This is a genomic window from Streptomyces sp. NPDC091209, assembly GCF_044757755.1.
Taxonomy (GTDB): domain Bacteria; phylum Actinomycetota; class Actinomycetes; order Streptomycetales; family Streptomycetaceae; genus Streptomyces.
This window is the reverse complement of sequence record NZ_JBIVVR010000009.1, coordinates 354,150-371,208: the sequence shown is the minus strand read 5'-3', so window position 1 is coordinate 371,208 and position 17,059 is coordinate 354,150. Positions and strand designations below refer to the sequence as shown.

Genomic DNA, 17,059 nt, shown 5'->3' with positions numbered 1-17,059 from the left:
AACAGCGGCGAGATCGCCACGGTCCGCAAGGATCGCGCCACCGGGCGGAGGGCTGCCCGGCGCAGGGCGGAGGGCTGCTCGTCGGCGGGCTGTGCGTCGGCGGGCTATTCGCCCTGGGTGAAGGTGCGCCGGTATTCGCTCGGCGTGGTGCCGAGGATCCGCTGGAAGTGCAGCCGCAGATTGGCGCCGGTGCCGAGACCCACGCCCGCGGCGATCCGCTCGACACCCCATTGCGAACGCTCCAGAAGTTCGCGGGCCATGTCGATACGGGCTCGCATGACCCATTGCATCGGCGTGTACCCCGTGTCGTCCGCGAAGCGCCGCGAGAAGGTGCGCGGCGACACCGCCGCGTGCTGGGCGAGCAGTTCCAGCGAGAGAGGTTCGCCGAGCCGGTGCAACGCCCATTCGCGGGTGGCGGCGAATCGTTCGCCCAGCGGTTCGGGCACGCTGCGCGGCACGTACTGCGCCTGACCGCCGCTGCGGTAGGGGGCCGCGACCAGCCGCCGCGCGGCGTGGTTCGACGCGGCCACTCCCAGGTCGCCGCGCAGGATGTGGAGGCACAGGTCGATACCGGAGGCGGCGCCGGCCGACGTGAGCACGCTCCCCTCGTCGATGAAGAGGACGTTCTCGTCGACCTTGATGAGCGGGTGTTTCGCCGCGAGCGCCCGTGTGTAGTGCCAGTGCGTGGTGGCGCGCTTGCCGTCGAGCAGCCCCGTGGCGGCGAGCGCGAAGGCGCCCGTCGAGATGGCGGCGAGCCGTGCGCCCCGGTCATGGGCCTCGATCAGCGCGTCGACGACGGCCCGCGGCGGATCCTCGCGGTCCGGCGACCGGTAGCCGGGGACGAAGACGATGTCGGCCCACGCGAGTTGTTCGAGGCCGTGGGCGACGTGGTACGACAGGCCGTCGCCGCCGGTCACGAGACCGGGTTCCGCGCCGCACACGCGTACCTCGTACGGCATGCTCGCCCGGGTCGTGAACACCTGCGCGGCAATACCGACATCGAGTGGTTTGGCACCCTCGAGCACGAGAACGGCGACGCGATGCAAGGGGGATGCTGCCACGGTGAAAGGGTACGGGGGCGTGCCGGGCACGGCTTTACGGCGTGGTCGCGACGACGGCCCGCGCCGACTCGGTGTGCCGACGGCTTGAGCCGACCGCTTGAACCGACCGCCGGTGAAGGGCCGTCACGCCCCTGTCGTTGTGTGCGGCTGAACGGTCAGAGCCAGGTGGTCCCGAGCCAGACGGCCACCGCGGCGGACGCCAGCAGGACGATGTTGAGTCCGATCATCCGTGCCTCACCGCGCGAGACATGAACGCCGATTCCGCCCACCTGGATCAGGACGAGACCCGTCGCCGCGGCGACGGCGAGCCACGGCGCGATGCCGGTCAGCGGCGGCAGGATCAGGCCCACCGCGCCGAGGACCTCCAGGGTCCCGATGAGCCGGACGACCGGCATCGGAACGCGATCGACCCACCCCATCATGGGCTGGAGCCGCTCCTTGCTCTGCAGGATCTTGATGCCTCCGGCATAGAGGTAGAACGCCGCCAGCAGCGCTGCGACGATCCAGTAGGCGACGTCCATGGGAGCCCCTTGCACAATAGTTACCAGGCGTAAGTTGCCCCATGATGAGTCACTGTCGGAGGGCTTACAAAAGGCACAAGGATGTGCGTTACCCACAGGGAGTTGTCATGTCGCAGTACGAGCACACATGCATGATCCGAGGGGACGGCGGGCAGACGATCCGCGCCGTGCTCGACCGGATCTGCGACAAGTGGACGCTGCTGATCGTGACGACCCTGGAGCAGGGACGCCTGCGCTTCACCGACCTGCAGCGGCAGATCCCCGGCATCTCGCAGCGGATGCTGACGCTGACCCTGCGGAACCTGGAGCGCGACGGCCTGGTGTCCCGGACGGCGTACGCGGAGGTCCCGCCCCGCGTCGAGTACGCGCTGACCCCCACCGGGCAGAGCCTCATACCGCCGGCCCTGGCGCTGGCCGGCTGGGCGATCGAGCACATCGCCGAGATCGAGGCCAGCAGGGCCGCGTACGGGGACCGGGCCGGCTGACTCCGGTGTGGCGGGGGTTCCCGCACCGGACTCAGCGTTGGAAGGCGGCGCCGAGCAATGCGCCGGTCACGGGCGCGGCGAGCGCGTGCGGGCCGTAGCTCACCGCTCCCGTCGCGGTGATGCCCGCGGCGGTGCCCGGGAAGACCCAGACGCCCCCGGAACCGCTGTTCTCCCTCGGCGCCGAGACGAGGACGTACCCGCCGACGACGGCGGTACGGCTGCCGAACGCGTCGCCGTTCTCCGCCGTGCCGGGCACCCCGGCGGTGTTCTGGCTGACGACCTGGACCGCCGTGCCGGAGAGGCCCGTGCGGCTCCCCCGGAGGACGGCGAAGGTACCGGCGTCGGTCCGCCCGGCGTGGTCCTCGCCGGGGACCCCGGCGACGACGTCGGCGTAACCGTCGCCGGTGACGTCACCGACGGAGACGTCGGTGCCGAAGCGGTCGCCGCTCTCCCCCGTGCCGGGGACGCCGGGGGTGTCCTGGCCGATCAGGGTGGCACGCGGCGCGAACCCGTTCGCGGTGCCCCGCACCACCCCCACGAGACCGCCGCCCGGCGCCGTACTGCGGCCGAAGACGATGTCCTCGCGACCGTCGTGGTCGATGTCGCCGAGGGCGATGCTGTCCGCGGACACGGTGTCGGGGGCGGCGATGAGCGGCCCTGCCACCAGCCCGTGCCGGGTGCCCCGCAGCAGTCGCAGGTGGGGCGGCGGGACCGTCCCTCCGTCGTCCGTGTCCCACGGACCGCTGCTGACGACGAGGTCCGTCGTTCCGTCGCCGTCCACATCGCCCGCCGCCGTCGCGTAGACACGCACGTCCAGGTCCACGAGGGGTCCGGTGCGGGCCGCGGCTCCGGTCCGGCCGATGGGCCCGTACCGCGTCTCGTAGGCCGTCGCCAGGTCCAGGTGCCCGTCCCCGTCGAAGTCACCGGCCCGGGTCGCCGCCCTGCCCTCCCCGAGGACGGCGGCGGTGGCCAGCCCGCCCGTGCTTCCCCACAGGACGGTCCGCCGCCCGACGTCACGCGCGCCGCCGACATCCTCGCCGGGGGATCCGACGACCAGGTCGGTGAAACCGTCACCGTCCAGGTCGGCGGCCGTGAGATCGCTGCCGAAGTGGTCACCCGCCTCCGCCGTGCCGGGAATTCCGTAGCGGTTCTGGCTGACCAACTGGCGCTTGACGCCGTCGGGGCCCTTGCCCATGCCGTAGACGACGGCGAAGTACCCCGCCCCCGCCTGGCTGTTGACGGTGCCGCCCGGGGCGCCGACCGCCACGTCGAGGTATCCGTCACCGTCGAAGTCCGCGCGCACAGAGCCCGTCGCGGCGGCCGCGGGGGCTCCCGCCGAGGCGTTCTCCGGGTGGGCCACGGCGGGGGCCGCCCCCGTGGCGGACAGGACGACGGCGGCCGCGGCAGCGACGGGCAGGCGGAGCTTTCGCGAGGACACGGCATACCCCTTGGGACGAGACGGTGGGCGCTCGACCGGGCTTCTCGACGCCCGGTGACCCACAAGACCCGCGCAGGACGGCAAAGGTTGTACGCCGTCACTTCACCTCGGATTCACCGCGATGCGACCGACTGGTGGTGCGCGGGTCCGGTGGTCGAGGGCCCGGTGGTACGAGGACCTGGCGGTGCGAGCGCCTGGCGGGAGCCGACCCCTCGTCCTGCCGGCCTGCCGCACCGCCCGTGCCGCCCGTACCGCTCGCACGGCCCGTACCGCTCGCGCCGCTCAGGTCAGTTGATGCCGACCGCGGATGGGGGCGTCGCCCGACGGCGCCACGCCTGCTCGGCGCGTCCGCGACGTCGCCCGACACGCTCCTTAGGATGCGACTCATGCCTGATGTCGTGCCTCGCCCCGAGCCGTTCACTCCGCGGACCGCCCCGTCGGCACTCGATGATCTCCGCTCGCGACTGCGCACGACACGCTGGCCGGACGCCCCCGAGGACGCCGGGTGGTCGCTCGGTACCGACCTCGGCTACCTGCGCGAGCTCGTCGCGTACTGGGCCGACGGGTTCGACTGGCCGGCGCGGGAAGCGGAACTCGCGCGGCTCCCGCATTTCCGCGTCCGGCTCGGCGGTCTCGGGATCCACTACGTGCACGCCCGAGCTGTGGCACCGACCGGGCCGGTGCTGCCGCTGGTGCTCAGCCATGGCTGGCCGGACTCGTTCTGGCGGTACACGAAGGTGATCCCGCTGCTGACCGATCCCGGTGCGCACGGGGGCGACCCCGCCGACGCGTTCGATGTGATCGTGCCCGACAATCCCGGCTACGGATACTCCGAACGCCCCACGGGACCGCCGCTCGACTCCATCGCCGTCGCCGGTCTGTGGGCCGACCTCATGGACGTCCTCGGATACGAGCGGTTCGGCGCGGCCGGCGGTGACCTCGGAAGCCATGTGAGCCGTTACCTCGCCCTCGACCACCCCGACCGCGTGGTGGCCGTCCACCGCACGGACGGGGGCCTGCCCGTGTACACAGGGGATCCTGCCGACCTGACACCCGAGGAACGCGCCTGGATGGAGGGCGCCGCGGCCTGGGGCGGTACCGAGGGCGCGTACGCCGCCATGCACCGCACGAAGCCCCAGACCGCCGCCGTGGGGCTCACCGACTCGCCGGCCGGGCTCGCCGCCTGGATCGTCGAGAAGCTCCGGTCCTGGAGCGACTGCGACGGTGACATCGAACGGTCCTTCACGAAGGACGAGATCCTCACGAACGTGACGCTCTACTGGCTCACGGGGACGATCGGCTCGTCGATGCGCATGTACCGCGCGAACGCGGCGATCCCGCCCGAGCAGCTCGCCCGCCGGGTCGAGGTGCCGTCCGGCTTCTCGATCTTCTCCGGCGACGTCGTCCGCCCGCCGCGCGCCTGGCTCGAGCGCACGACGAACCTCGCCCGTTTCACCGAGCCGGCCCGTGGCGGCCACTTCGCCCCGTTCGAGGAGCCGGAGCTCTACGCGGAGGAACTGCGCGCGTTCTTCCGCCCTTACCGGCCGGCGGCGACGCGCTGAAGCAGCGCGTCCCGCTCGACCGGGTCGCGGTCAACGCCGTCAAAGGGACCCGGGAACACCGTTCGGCGCAGCCAGACGTTCCGTCGGCCCGCCGAACGGCAGGACAAGCGTGCGGGTGGCCATGAGCCAAGTGCCGCCGACCCGGCGGAAGGTGTCCTCGTAGTGCCCGATGTTCGCGGGCAGCCGCGACGGAACCAACGTGCCCTCCGTGTAACCGTCGACGCGGTAGGTGGCGAAGTAGGTCGTCGCCGAGGCGGTGTCCGGTGAGTCGACCGTGACCAGAATGTTCGTGCACATCCTCCGGGACAGACGGTCCGCGGGCCGCGAGCCGAAATAGGCGCGCAGGGCTTCCCTGCCCTCGATCCGGCGCCCGTCGTACGGCCATTCCCAGACGCCGTCGGTCGTGAAGAGGTCGCAGACGGTACTCGGCTCACCGAGGTCGAGCCGACGTACCAACTCCAAGACCAGCCGCTCACAGGCTCGTTCGGCCAACAGACACTCCACAGGATCAAGATCACGCATCGCCATCCGTCCTTCCTACCAAGCCAACCGCCGCACTGGCGACAGGTTTTCAGGCAGCGAGTTGGGCGTAGGTGTGGCCGGAGCGCAGGTGTTCAAGAACAACCTCCGGGCCGTGCGGCGCGAGCTGCACGGTGGCGTGATCACCCGGGGGCTTGGAGTGCGTTCCGGACCGGGTGCGACGGCATGTGCCTTCCCCGATCCAGTGGAACACGGCCTCGGTACGGGCCAGGCACCGAGCCAGGTCACATCTGCGGATCGGCGGAAGGGGTGACCCTGTGTCGCGAGACATGGTGAGAGCCGGCGAGTTGTTGACCGAGCACGAGGTGGGACTGCTGAGTCGTGCGCTCCTGGAGTGGGGCGGCCCCGCACACTGCAGCGACCAACTCGCCGTCGGCATGGGGTTCACCGGCGCGCGGGATCTGATCGACCAGTGCCAAAGGCTCCGGAACGCACTTGGCGAAGACTCCCCACTCTCCGCAGTGGACTGGGCACGGACGCTTCTGGCTACCGAGATCGTCTTCGTCAGCGACCTCGCCGGCTCGGGCGTCGAATGGCCGACGACCACGGGGCGCGACGATGCTGCGACGATCAGGATGCTGAGGGTGATCCAGCGGAAGCCGGCCCAGACCGTCAGCCCCTATTACGGAAAGCGACCGAGCGCTTAGCTCGGAGGACCGCAAGGTCATCCTGTCCATGCCTCGCGGCCTCCGTTTCTCCTGCCTACGCTCTACGGAGGGGGGCGGAGCGGCGAAGAACCGACGAGGACTGCCATGGTGACGGGTTTCCCGTTCGTGGGACGCGAGGACGTACTCCGTGAACTCCGGGAGGCCGGGGAGCGCGCCGCCGGGGGCAAGGGCGGACTCGTCACGCTGACGGGGGCGGCGGGAGCGGGCAAGACCCGCCTCGCCGAGGAGGCCGCCGCCCGTACCGAAGGCTTTCGCACGGTCTGGACGTGGTGCCCGCCGGACGCCGTCGAACATGCCCTGAGACCGTGGTCGCGGCTGCTGCGCGAACTCGTCGTGGACAACGTGCGCTGCGGACGGCTGGTCGCCGCGTCACCGGCGTTGCGGGCGCTTCTGGCCGGATCCGCGGATGCCGGACGAACGGACGCGGACCCGGAGGCGGCGCGGCTGAGACTGGCGGGGGACGTCACCGAGGTCCTGACGACGGTGGCGCGGCGGCGGCCGCTGCTGCTGGTCCTCGACGACGTCCACGCGGCCGACGCCTCCTCGCTGCGGCTGCTCCTGGAGACCGCGGACGCCGTGCGCGGTGCCCGGATCCTGCTGCTGGCCACGGCCCGCGACGACGACAGGGCCTGGCACGACCGCGCCTGGGTCCGCGCCCAACTCCTGCGCCGCGGCCACGCGCTGCCGGTGGGACCACTCCGGGAGAAGGACGTGGCAACGCTCCTCAACGCCGCCACGGGCAACGCACCCGAACCGTCGGCCGTGCGCGCCCTGGCCCGGTACACGGGCGGTGACGCGTTCTTCGTGACGGAACTCCTCCGGGCGGGTGGCGGTCCCTACAAGCCCGGTCCCGACGCGCTCGGTTTCGACTCCCCCGGTTTCGACAGGGCCGGGAGTGACCACGTCCTGGCGACCGCCGTCTCCGTACAGGTGCGGGACGCGGTCCGTGCCCGTACCGCCGAACTGTCGCCCCGCGCCGCGCGGTTGCTGGACATCGCCTCCCTGCTGGGGACACGGTTCCGGCTCGACGTGCTGGCCGATGCCGCCGACGTGCCCCTCGACGAGGTGCACACGCTGCTCGGGGAGGCGGCGGGAGCCGGACTCCTGACGGAGGCCGGCGCGAACGAGGGCCGCTTCCGGCACGATCTCCTGCGCGAGGCCCTGTCCGGGAGGTCCGCGCCCGGTGAGCGGGCCCGGCTGCACCACACCGTGGCGGCCGTTCTGGCCGACTACGCCCGGCGCGGCCGCGACACCGGGCCCGCCGAGGTCGCCCACCACCTCCTTCTCGCAGGCCCGGAACACACGCGCGAGGCCGCCGGGTACTGCCGGGCGGCCGCCGACCGTGCCGCGGCGCTTCTCGCGTTCGAGGAGGCGGCGCGCTGGTACGAGAGAGCCGCGCGGGCGTACGCGACCGGTGCCGTCGACGCGGCCCAGGAAACCAGGGCCGACGCCGATGCCCGTGCCGATACCGATACCAGTGCCGATACCAGTGCCGGTGGCGGTGGCCACGGCCACGGCCACGGCCACGGCCACGGCGACAGGGCTTCTCGGCCCGTCGAGGGTGTCGAGGAAGCCGATCGGGGGCTCGATGACGCGGAAGAACGCGTAGAGGTGCTGCTCGGGCTCGGCGCGGCGCGGCTCGGGTCCGGCGATTGGCCGGCGGCCCGTTCCGCACTGTTGCGTGCCGCTTCGCTCGCGCGGCGCGCGGCCCGGCCCGATCTGCTCGCGCGGGCCGCGCTGGGCCTGGGTACGGGTCCTGTCGGCTTCGAGGTCGATGTGGCCGACCGCGAGCAGGTCGATCTGCTCGCCGAGGCGCGTTCCTCCCTCGCGGACGATCCGGCGCACGCCGCGCTGCGTGCCGCCGTCACGGCCCGGCTTTCCCTGGCGGCGGCCCTCCTCGAACCGGAGGAACACCGGGTCGCTCTCGCGAAGGAGGCTGTCGCCACGGCCCGTGAGGTCGGCGACGCGGCAACCCTCGGACCGGCGCTCGCGGCCCTGTGCGACGCCCGGCCCGGCCCCGACCACTGCCGTGACCGCCTCGACTGGTCCCAGGAGATCATCGCGGTGGCCCGCGACCGGCGCGGCCTCCCCCTCGAACTCCTGGGCCGGCGGCTGCGGTTGGTCGCACTGATGGAGACGGGCTCGTTCGCCGAGGCCGACTCCGAGGCGGCGGCGTACGCGAGCGCGGCCCGTCCGCTGCGGCAACCGCTGTACGCGTGGTACGTGCCGTTGTGGCGCGGCACCCGGGCCCTGATGGAGGGGCGGTACGAGGCCTGTGCCGCCGCCCTCGAGGAGGTGGAGGCGCTGGGCGGCGCGGCGGGCAGCGCCAACGCAGCGCTGCTCGCGGAGACGCAGCGCTGGTGTCTCTACGCCCAGACCGGCGACCGGGACCACCTGCAACAGCTCTGCGACCGGGCGCCGTTGGAGCACATGCCGGGCGTGTGGCCACGGGTCACACTGGCCCTGCTCGCCGCCCAGCTCGGCCGTCCGGAGGAGGCCTCGCGGCGCCTGACCGCCCTCATGCCGGCGCTCGTCCGGGCTCCCCGGGACAGCGAGTGGCTGCCGATGATGGCGCAGGCCGCGGAGACCGTCGGTGCGGTGGGCGGCCATCCCGCCGCGTCCCCGCTCTACGACGCCCTGGCGCCGTACGCGGGCCTGTTCGCGGTGGAGGGCATCGGCGCGGCGATCCGGGGCCCGGTCGACCGTCATCTGGCCCTCCTGGCCCGGTCCGTGGGGGACGACCGGACGGCACGCCACCACCGCGATCGCGCCGTGCGGGCCGCCGTGGAGGCCGGAGCGGTCGCACTCGCCGAACGCATCACGGAGGAGACGACGGGTGCGCGAGGCATTCCGGAGGACCGCACCGGGACAGCCGTTCCGGCATCGACGGTGTTCCGCGTCGACCCCGTCCGGACGCAGGACGGCACGAGCCACGGCACGCCACTCCAAGCCCCCGCCGACGCGCGGCCCCAGGACTCGACCGTCCCCACCGACGCCGAGCTCCGGAACTCGACCGTCCCCACCGACGCCGAGCTCCGGAACTCGCCCGACCCCACCGACACCGGACTCCAGGACACAACCCACCCCACGGACACCGATCCCTGGGACTCGACCCACCCCACCGACACCGAACCCCGGGACTCGACCGGCTCCACCGATGGCGCCGGTGCCGGGGCCCTGCCGCTCTTCCGTCGCGAAGGCCCGCTGTGGCACCTGGTCTACGCAGGCCGCGAGGCCCGCCTCCCCGACAGCAAGGGTCTGCGGGACATCGCCGTGCTTCTCGGGCGGCCTGGCACCCCGGTCCCGGCCGTCGATCTCGCGGCGTCCGGTGGCCCCGCTGCCGCCGGTGACACGGGCACCGCGGATCTGCACCCGCCCGGTGACCTGGGCGAGGTGATCGACGCCACCGCGCGCGCCGCGTACCGGCGACGGCTGCGGGAACTGGAGGAGGAGGCCGAGGACGCCGACGCGGGCGGCGACACCGAGCGGTCGCGCGGGATCGCGGAGGAGAGGGAGGCGCTCGTGCGCCAGTTGTCCGCCGCGTACGGCATCGGCGGCCACGTCCGACGCGCCGGTTCCCCGGCGGAACGCGCCCGCACGGCCGTCACGGCACGCGTCCGCGCGGCCGTACGCCGAGTCGCGGCGGTCCACCCGGAACTCGGACGGCACCTGGAGACCGCCGTGCGCACGGGCACCCTCTGCGTCTACGAGCCCGAGAACCCGCCCGCCTGGCGTCTGTGAGTCCCGGGAGCGGGCTGCCGCGCGGCACGCGAGCGTCGCCGGTGAGCCGTCGCCTCACACTGTGCCGTCCGACCTCACGCCTGATGGGTGAAGGCGCCGTACGACCGGGTACGGCGCGGGAACGAAGGGCAGGACGTCATGCCACGCACAGCCAAGGCGGAGGCGGAGCTCAAGGTGGACGAGCCGGTGATCGAGGGCCGGTACGCCCAGGTGGGCCCCTACACCGTCTCCTACGAAACGATGAAGGCGGACATGGATCCGGCGCCGCTCTTCCGGGGGCTGCCCGACGACCGGTGCCAGTGCCCGCACTGGGGCCAGGTGATCTCCGGAAAGATCGTGTTCCGGTACGTCGACCACGACGAGGTCTTCCACGCCGGTGACGCCTACTACGGCGCGCCGGGCCACCTGCCCCTCCTCTTCGCCGGCACCGAAGTCGTCGAGTTCAGCCCCACCACCGAGCTCGACCGCACCATGCAGGTCATCGGCGGCAATCTCGCGAAGGCACCGTCATGAGCACGCTCGACGCCCGCCGGGCCAAGGAACTCGCCGATCTCTTCGTGGAGTTCCTCACGACGAACAGCGCCCCGGCCGGACTCTTCACGGACGATGTGTTCGTGGACCTCAGCCTGCCCCAGTGGCGGCTCCAGACATCCGGCCGTGACAACCTCGTGGCCCTGCGCCGCACCAGCCATCCCTTCCTCGGCACCGTTCCGCGCCACCGCGCCGACGTCACCGGGACCGGGATCGTCCTCGAGTTCGAGGAGCGCTGGGAGAGCGCCGATGGCGCCTGGTACTGCCGCGAACTGCTCCGCGCCGACGTACGCGACGGTTCGATGAGCGAGGTGTCCGTCTATTGCACCGGCGACTGGTCCCCCGAGGTCCAGGACGCCCACCGTCGCGAGGTGACGCTCATCCGGCCTTGAGGGCAGGTCGATCCGAGTCGCGTCCGGCGAAACGAGCGACCCTGTGTGGGCCCCGGGCCGGTCCCGGCCGCGCCGGTGTCGTCTCCGGTCGGCCGGGCCGATCGCCCGACCGGGAGATGACACCGCCATCCAGGTGACCACGTGGTGCGCCTGCCGCTCGGCGCTCCTGAATCCGGGAAGGGTGAATCCGCGAGCCGGCGCGGTCGCGGTCGTGGCAGCCGGTATCGGGGCGGAGCGGTGGACAGGAATTCGAGGAGGAACCGGCGGGAGGCGCTCCGCGCCACCATGCGATCACTCCTGACCTCGGCGATCCTCGTCACCGCCTACTACCGGCTCCCGCTCGACTCGGCCTTCACCCCGGGTACGGTCCTCCTGCTCATCGGCGGCATCGTGGCGGTGGCGCTGCTGCTGGCCTGGCAGATCCGCGAGATCACCCGGGCGTCGCGGCCGGAGTTGCGTGCCATGGAGGCCCTGGCCACCACCGCCCCGCTCTACCTGCTCCTGTTCGCGACGGTCTACTACCTGGTCGAGCACACCGCCGCGAGCAGCTTCAGCGAGTCACTGTCGCGGACCGACTCCCTGTACTTCACCATGACGGTCTTCAGCACCGTCGGCTTCGGAGACATCACTCCACTCAGTGAAACGGCCCGGCTGCTGGTCACCGGGCAGATGACGGTGAACCTGCTGTTGATCGGTGTCGCCGCCCGGCTGCTCGTGTCGGCAGTCCAGCAGGGCAGACGTCAGCGGAACCCGTCAGAGCCGGGCGCGGAGAGCAACAGGCCCCCGGATGAACGGTGATCCCGGGCCCGTGTCCAGCGCTCGCCCTCAACTCCCGCCCTCGGCCGCGGCCTCCGCCGCGATCTCCTCCTCGGCCACGGCGATCGCGACGCCGAACGCCGCGGCGATGTTGCCCGCCGCCGTCATGACACGGGCCGTACCCACGATGGGGGCGATGGCCACCAGGACGTCCTGCACCGCCGCCATGGTCAGATCGGCCTTGATGGCGGGGTCGATGTGCGCGAGGTAGGAGATGGGCGGCGCGTCCGAGGCCGCGAGGGCGGCGATACGGGTGAGGAGGAGCTGGTCCGTCGGCAGTCCGCACCGCTCCAGGGAGTCGACGGTCATGGCGGCGATGGTGTCCAGGACAGGGGTCTCTGATGCTGTGGTCATGGCGTCCGGCCTCCTGATGCGCTGACGGGGGCGCTGGGAGCGGAAGAAGTCGCTGTCCGCGGGCGCCACTCTGTGCGTCAACCGTAGGGGCATTTCGGGCAGGGCGCGCGCGGAGCCCTGCGGGTCCGGCAGGGCCCGTCACGACCACGGCCGGCCCCACGGGTCGCTCGCCACCGACGTTCAGGGCGGGCCCTGTTGCTCGCCGGTGTCCGGCGCTTCCCGGCTGCCGATCGGACCGATGCCGGACCGCGGCCGTCCGTCGGCGGCCGGTGGACCCGTGGGACGAGTTCGGACGACGGCCGGAACTCGTCCCACGGGTCCGCGCGATCCCCGGTCAGGCGCCGACGTAGGCCGCGAGGTGTTCGCCGGTGAGGGTGGCGCGGGCGGCGACGAGGTCGGCCGGAGTGCCCTCGAACACGAGCCGCCCGCCGTCATGACCGGCTCCGGGGCCGAGGTCGATGATCCAGTCGGCGTGCGCCATGACCGCCTGGTGGTGCTCGACGACGATGACCGACTTGCCCGAGTCGACGATCCGGTCGAGCAGTGCGAGCAACTGCTGGACGTCGGCGAGGTGCAGGCCGGTGGTCGGCTCGTCGAGGACGTAGACACCGCCCTTGTCGCCCAGGTGCGTGGCGAGCTTGAGCCGCTGCCGCTCGCCGCCGGACAGCGTGGTGAGCGGCTGTCCGAGGGTGAGGTAGCCGAGCCCGACATCGGCGAGCCGCCCGAGGACGCGCTGCGCGGCCGGTGTGTGCGCCTCACCGGCGCCGAAGAACTCCTCGGCCTCGTCGACCGACATCGCGAGCACCTCGCTGATGTCACGGCCGCCGAGGTGGTACTCCAGGACCGACGCGTCGAACCGCTTGCCCTCGCATTCCTCGCAGGTGGTGGCGACGCCGGCCATCATCGCCAGGTCCGTGTAGATGACGCCCGCGCCGTTGCAGGTGGGGCAGGCACCCTCGGAGTTGGCGCTGAACAGCGCCGGCTTCACGTCGTTGGCCTTCGCGAAGGCCTTGCGGATCGGGTCGAGCAGACCGGTGTACGTCGCCGGGTTGCTCCGCCGCGAGCCACGGATCGGCGCCTGGTCGACCGACACCACACCCTCCCCGGCCGGGATGGACCCGTGCACGAGCGAGCTCTTGCCGGAACCGGCGACTCCGGTGACGACGACCAGCATCCCGAGCGGGATGTCGACGTCGACATCGCGCAGGTTGTTCGCCGACGCGCCGCGGATCTCCAGCGTGCCGGTGGGCTTGCGCAGCGACTCCTTGACGGAGGCCCGGTCGTCGAAGTGGCGGCCGGTGACCGTGCCCGCGGTCCGCAGTTCGTCGACCGTCCCCTCGAAGCAGACGGAGCCGCCGCCCGTACCGGCGCCGGGACCGAGGTCGACGACGTGGTCGGCGATCACGATGGTCTCCGGCTTGTGCTCCACGACGAGCACCGTGTTGCCCTTGTCGCGCAGCCGCAGCAGCAGGTCGTTCATCCGCTGGATGTCATGGGGGTGCAGGCCCGCCGTGGGCTCGTCGAAGACGTACGTGATGTCGGTGAGCGATGAGCCGAGGTGGCGGATCATCTTGACGCGCTGCGCCTCGCCGCCGGACAGCGTGCCCGCCGGACGGTCCAGGGCGAGGTAGCCGAGGCCGATCTCCACGAACGAGTCGAGCGTCTGCTGGAGCGCGGAGAGCAGCGGTGCCACCGAGGGCTCGTCGAGACCGCGTACCCAGTCGGCCAGGTCGCTGATCTGCATCGCGCAGGCGTCGGCGATGCTGATCCGCTTGATCTTCGACGAACGGGCACCCTCGCTGAGCCGGGTGCCGTCGCACTCGGGACAGGGGGTGAAGGTGACGGCCCGGTCCACGAACGCCCGGATGTGCGGCTGCATCGCCTCCTTGTCCTTGGAGAGCATCGACTTCTGGATCCGCGGGATCAGACCCTCGTAGGTCATGTTGATGCCCGCGATCTTCATCCTGACCGGCTCGTGGTGGAGGAAGTCGTGCAGCTCCTTCTTCGTGTACTTGCGGATCGGCTTGTCCGGGTCGACGAAGCCCGACTCCTTGTAGAGCCGCATGTTCCAGCCGTCCGAGCCGTAGCCGGGGATGGTGATCGCGCCGTCGTTGAGCGACTTGGAGTCGTCGTAGAGCTGCGTGAGGTCGATGTCGGAGACGGCTCCCCGGCCTTCGCAGCGCACGCACATGCCGCCGGTGCGGTTGAAGGTCGCCTTCACCGCCGTCTTGGCACCGCGCTCGACGGTGATGGCCCCGCTCGCCTGGACCGAGGGGACGTTGAAGGCGTACGCGCTGGGCGGGCCGATGTGCGGCTTGCCGAGCCGGCTGAAGAGGATGCGCAGCATCGCGTTGGCGTCCGTGGCCGTGCCGACCGTGGAGCGCGGGTCGGCACCCATCCGCTGCTGGTCGACGATGATCGCGGTGGTCAGGCCTTCGAGGACGTCGACCTCGGGCCGCGCGAGGGTGGGCATGAATCCCTGCACGAAACTGCTGTAGGTCTCGTTGATCAGCCGCTGCGACTCGGCGGCGATCGTGTTGAACACCAGCGAGCTCTTGCCCGAGCCGGACACGCCGGTGAACACCGTCAGCCGGCGCTTCGGGATCTCGATGCTGACGTCCTTGAGATTGTTCTCCCGCGCGCCGAGCACGCGGATCAGATCGTGGCTGTCGGCACCATGCGGCGCGGGCGGCTGCGTGTCCGTCCTCGTGGCCTTGCTCATCGTGTCTCCATCTTTCGGGCGGGGCCGCCTTCACGGTCTCCGCCGGCATCGCCTGCCTCGATCCAACCAGCATCGCGCGGTGTGCCGGGGCGTCGTCGACCGACTGCGTCCGCGCGACCGTGGCCACGGTCCACGGCGAACGTCACCGTCGGTGCCGGCCGATGTCAGGTGACGGTGTCCATGCGCCACGCTAGGTGAGATGCGGCCGCCGGCGCTTCTCGAATCCTGACGGGTCCGGTCGCCCGCCGTCGATCCGGTCACGTGCCGTCTGGGGAAGTATCCGCTCCGGGGCGAGAATCGGAGGGTGACCATGCCATCCGAGACGCCGCCCCTGTCAGGTCAGACCCAGTGCGGCAACCGCGCCCGCAGCCCGCTGCGCGCGTTCCTGCGGACGGAGACCGGCAGCGCCGCCGTGCTGCTCGCCGCCGCTCTGGTGGCGCTGGCCTGGGCCAACATCGGTCCTGACTCGTACGAGAGCGTGTGGGGCACCGAGCTGTCGATCCGTATCGGGTCGGGCGGAGTGTCGATGGACCTGCGCGAGTGGGTGAACAGCGGCCTGATGACGCTGTTCTTCTTCGTCGTCGGCCTGGAGGCGCGCCGCGAGTTCGACCTGGGCGAGCTGCGGGAACGCCGCCGGGTCACCCTGCCGCTGCTGGCGGGTCTCAGCGGCATGATCGTCCCCGTCGTCGTGTACCTGGCCATCACCTCGGGCCATGGCTCCGCGGCGCACGGCTGGGGTGCCGCCATGTCGACCGACACCGCCTTCGCCCTGGGCATGCTGGCCGTCTTCGGCTCACGACTGCCCACCAATCTCCGCGTCTTCATGCTCACCGTCGCCGTGGTGGACGACTTCCTGGCGCTGGCCATCATCGTCGTCGCCTACAGCGACACCATCTCGCTGCCCGCGCTGCTGACGGCGCTCGGCCTGTTCGTGGTCGTCCTGCTGGTGCGGCGCACCATCGGCGCACGGATTCCGGCTCTGTACGGCGTACTGGGCGTGGCGATCTGGGTGGCACTGCTGAAGTCGGGCATCGACCCGGTGGTGACAGGTCTCGCGATGGGCATGCTGACGTACGCGTACTCGGCGGAGCGCAGCGATCTGGAACACGCCAGCCGGCTGTTCCGGCGTTTCCGCGAGCAGCCGACCCCGGAGCTGGAGCGCACGGTGCGACGCGGTCTCGCCTCGACGCTCTCCCCGAACGAGCGGCTCCAGCAGATGTTCCATCCCTGGACCAGTTACGTGATCGTGCCGCTGTTCGCCCTCGCCAACGCCGGCATCACGCTCAGCGCCGGTCAGCTCGCCGACGCCTTCACCTCACCCATCACCCTCGGCATCCTCTTCGGCTACCTGCTCGGCAAGCCCGTCGGCATCATCGGCGGCACCTGGCTCACCACGCGCGCCGCCCGAGGGCGTCTCCACCCGCCCGTGGGCTGGGGCGCCATCACGGCCGGGGGCACGCTGGCCGGTGTGGGTTTCACCGTGGCGCTGCTGATCGCGTCGCTGGCCTTCAGCGGCGACCGTCTGGCGCAGGCGAAGGTCGGCATTCTGGCGGCGGTCGCGTGCTCGTTCCTCCTGACCTGGGTCGTCACCCTGGTGATCGGTGCGCTCAGCGGGCGCGCCCGCGCGCGGGCGCTCCTCGGCACGGGTCAGAGCATCGTGGACCTCAGCGAACCCGTCGATGTGGAGCGCGATCATGTGCGCGGGCCGCTCGACGCGCCCGTGACCCTCGTCGAGTACGGCGACTTCGAGTGTCCCTACTGCGGTCTGGCCGAGTCCGTGGTGCGCGAACTGCTCGCCGACTTCGGTGATGTCCGCTATGTATGGCGCCACCTTCCGCTCACCGACGTGCACCCCAACGCGCAGCTCGCCGCGCAGGCGTCCGAGGCCGCGGCCCGGCAGAACCGCTACTGGGAGATGCACGACCTCCTCATGGGACACCAGGGTGATCTGGGGCCCAAGGACCTGTTCCGGTACGCCGTTCGCGCCGGCCTCGACAGCGCCCGCTTCCGCGAGGACCTCCGGGACGGCGCGGCCGTGGCCCGGGTGGCCAAGGACGTCGAGTCGGCGGACCTCAGCGGCGTTTCGGGCACTCCGACCTTCTTCGTCAACGGCCGCCGTCACTACGGTGCCTACGACATCGTCTCGCTGACGGCGGCCGTACGCGCCGCGCGCCAGCGGGCAACGCTGACGGGAGCGGGCCAGGAGGGCTGAGGCCCGCTCGCGGGAC

The 17,059-nt window shown here is 71.7% G+C and carries 14 protein-coding genes; 8 read left to right on the top strand and 6 right to left on the bottom strand.

The genetic code is table 11. The features are described 5' to 3' along the window. Positions 1 to 104: 104 nt before the first annotated feature. Together ACIQRL_RS27110 and ACIQRL_RS27105 are read right to left on the bottom strand one after the other, a co-directional pair. Positions 105 to 1,061, bottom strand: coding sequence for a GlxA family transcriptional regulator (locus ACIQRL_RS27110; RefSeq protein WP_401336271.1), 957 nt, complete (start codon positions 1,059 to 1,061; stop codon positions 105 to 107). Positions 1,062 to 1,216: 155 nt separating this feature from the next. Then, the gene (locus ACIQRL_RS27105) at positions 1,217 to 1,582 is read right to left on the bottom strand and encodes a DoxX family protein (protein WP_401336268.1); all 366 of its coding nucleotides are present in this window, start codon (positions 1,580 to 1,582) and stop codon (positions 1,217 to 1,219) included. Between the two features lie 107 nt (positions 1,583 to 1,689). On the opposite strand from ACIQRL_RS27105, the gene ACIQRL_RS27100 reads away from it, so the two are divergent. Beyond that, positions 1,690 to 2,067 carry a winged helix-turn-helix transcriptional regulator gene (locus tag ACIQRL_RS27100; RefSeq protein ID WP_401336265.1) on the top strand — a complete coding sequence of 126 codons (378 nt, stop codon included), beginning with the start codon at positions 1,690 to 1,692 and terminating at the stop codon, positions 2,065 to 2,067. A gap of 31 nt (positions 2,068 to 2,098) precedes the next feature. Here the strand turns inward: ACIQRL_RS27100 and ACIQRL_RS27095 are convergent, their stop codons facing one another. Then, positions 2,099 to 3,505, bottom strand: a complete 1,407-nt coding sequence (locus ACIQRL_RS27095) for an FG-GAP-like repeat-containing protein (protein WP_401336262.1) — start codon at positions 3,503 to 3,505, stop codon at positions 2,099 to 2,101. Between the two features lie 386 nt (positions 3,506 to 3,891). On the opposite strand from ACIQRL_RS27095, the gene ACIQRL_RS27090 reads away from it, so the two are divergent. Continuing rightward, entirely contained in the window at positions 3,892 to 5,067 is a 1,176-nt protein-coding gene (locus tag ACIQRL_RS27090) for an epoxide hydrolase family protein (RefSeq protein ID WP_401336258.1), read from the top strand. A 39-nt stretch (positions 5,068 to 5,106) separates the two neighbouring features. Here the strand turns inward: ACIQRL_RS27090 and ACIQRL_RS27085 are convergent, their stop codons facing one another. Beyond that, positions 5,107 to 5,589 (bottom strand): nuclear transport factor 2 family protein, encoded by a 483-nt coding sequence (locus tag ACIQRL_RS27085; protein WP_401336255.1) that lies wholly within the window; start codon positions 5,587 to 5,589, stop codon positions 5,107 to 5,109. A 275-nt stretch (positions 5,590 to 5,864) separates the two neighbouring features. On the opposite strand from ACIQRL_RS27085, the gene ACIQRL_RS27080 reads away from it, so the two are divergent. From ACIQRL_RS27080 to ACIQRL_RS27060, 5 genes are all read left to right on the top strand, one after another. Then, complete coding sequence (locus ACIQRL_RS27080; RefSeq protein WP_401336252.1) at positions 5,865 to 6,254, top strand: hypothetical protein; 390 nt, start codon at positions 5,865 to 5,867, stop codon at positions 6,252 to 6,254. Between the two features lie 105 nt (positions 6,255 to 6,359). Continuing rightward, entirely contained in the window at positions 6,360 to 10,016 is a 3,657-nt protein-coding gene (locus ACIQRL_RS27075; protein WP_401336251.1) for an ATP-binding protein, read from the top strand. 138 nt (positions 10,017 to 10,154) lie between these two features. Then, on the top strand, positions 10,155 to 10,529 hold the full coding sequence (locus ACIQRL_RS27070; RefSeq protein WP_401336249.1) for a hypothetical protein: 375 nt from the start codon (positions 10,155 to 10,157) through the stop codon (positions 10,527 to 10,529). Further along, complete coding sequence (locus ACIQRL_RS27065; RefSeq protein WP_401336247.1) at positions 10,526 to 10,939, top strand: hypothetical protein; 414 nt, start codon at positions 10,526 to 10,528, stop codon at positions 10,937 to 10,939. Before ACIQRL_RS27070 ends, ACIQRL_RS27065 begins: the two co-directional genes overlap by 4 nt. Before the next feature lie 285 nt (positions 10,940 to 11,224). Next, positions 11,225 to 11,737 carry a potassium channel family protein gene (locus ACIQRL_RS27060; RefSeq protein ID WP_401336244.1) on the top strand — a complete coding sequence of 171 codons (513 nt, stop codon included), beginning with the start codon at positions 11,225 to 11,227 and terminating at the stop codon, positions 11,735 to 11,737. A gap of 27 nt (positions 11,738 to 11,764) precedes the next feature. Here ACIQRL_RS27060 and ACIQRL_RS27055 read toward each other — a convergent pair whose 3' ends face one another. Together ACIQRL_RS27055 and ACIQRL_RS27050 are read right to left on the bottom strand one after the other, a co-directional pair. Next, positions 11,765 to 12,109 carry a carboxymuconolactone decarboxylase gene (locus ACIQRL_RS27055; protein ID WP_401336241.1) on the bottom strand — a complete coding sequence of 115 codons (345 nt, stop codon included), beginning with the start codon at positions 12,107 to 12,109 and terminating at the stop codon, positions 11,765 to 11,767. A 334-nt stretch (positions 12,110 to 12,443) separates the two neighbouring features. After that, complete coding sequence (locus ACIQRL_RS27050; RefSeq protein WP_401336238.1) at positions 12,444 to 14,831, bottom strand: ATP-binding cassette domain-containing protein; 2,388 nt, start codon at positions 14,829 to 14,831, stop codon at positions 12,444 to 12,446. Between the two features lie 310 nt (positions 14,832 to 15,141). On the opposite strand from ACIQRL_RS27050, the gene nhaA reads away from it, so the two are divergent. Beyond that, complete coding sequence (gene nhaA, locus ACIQRL_RS27045) at positions 15,142 to 17,043, top strand: Na+/H+ antiporter NhaA (protein ID WP_401336478.1); 1,902 nt, start codon at positions 15,142 to 15,144, stop codon at positions 17,041 to 17,043. The last annotated feature ends 16 nt before the right edge of the window (positions 17,044 to 17,059 follow it).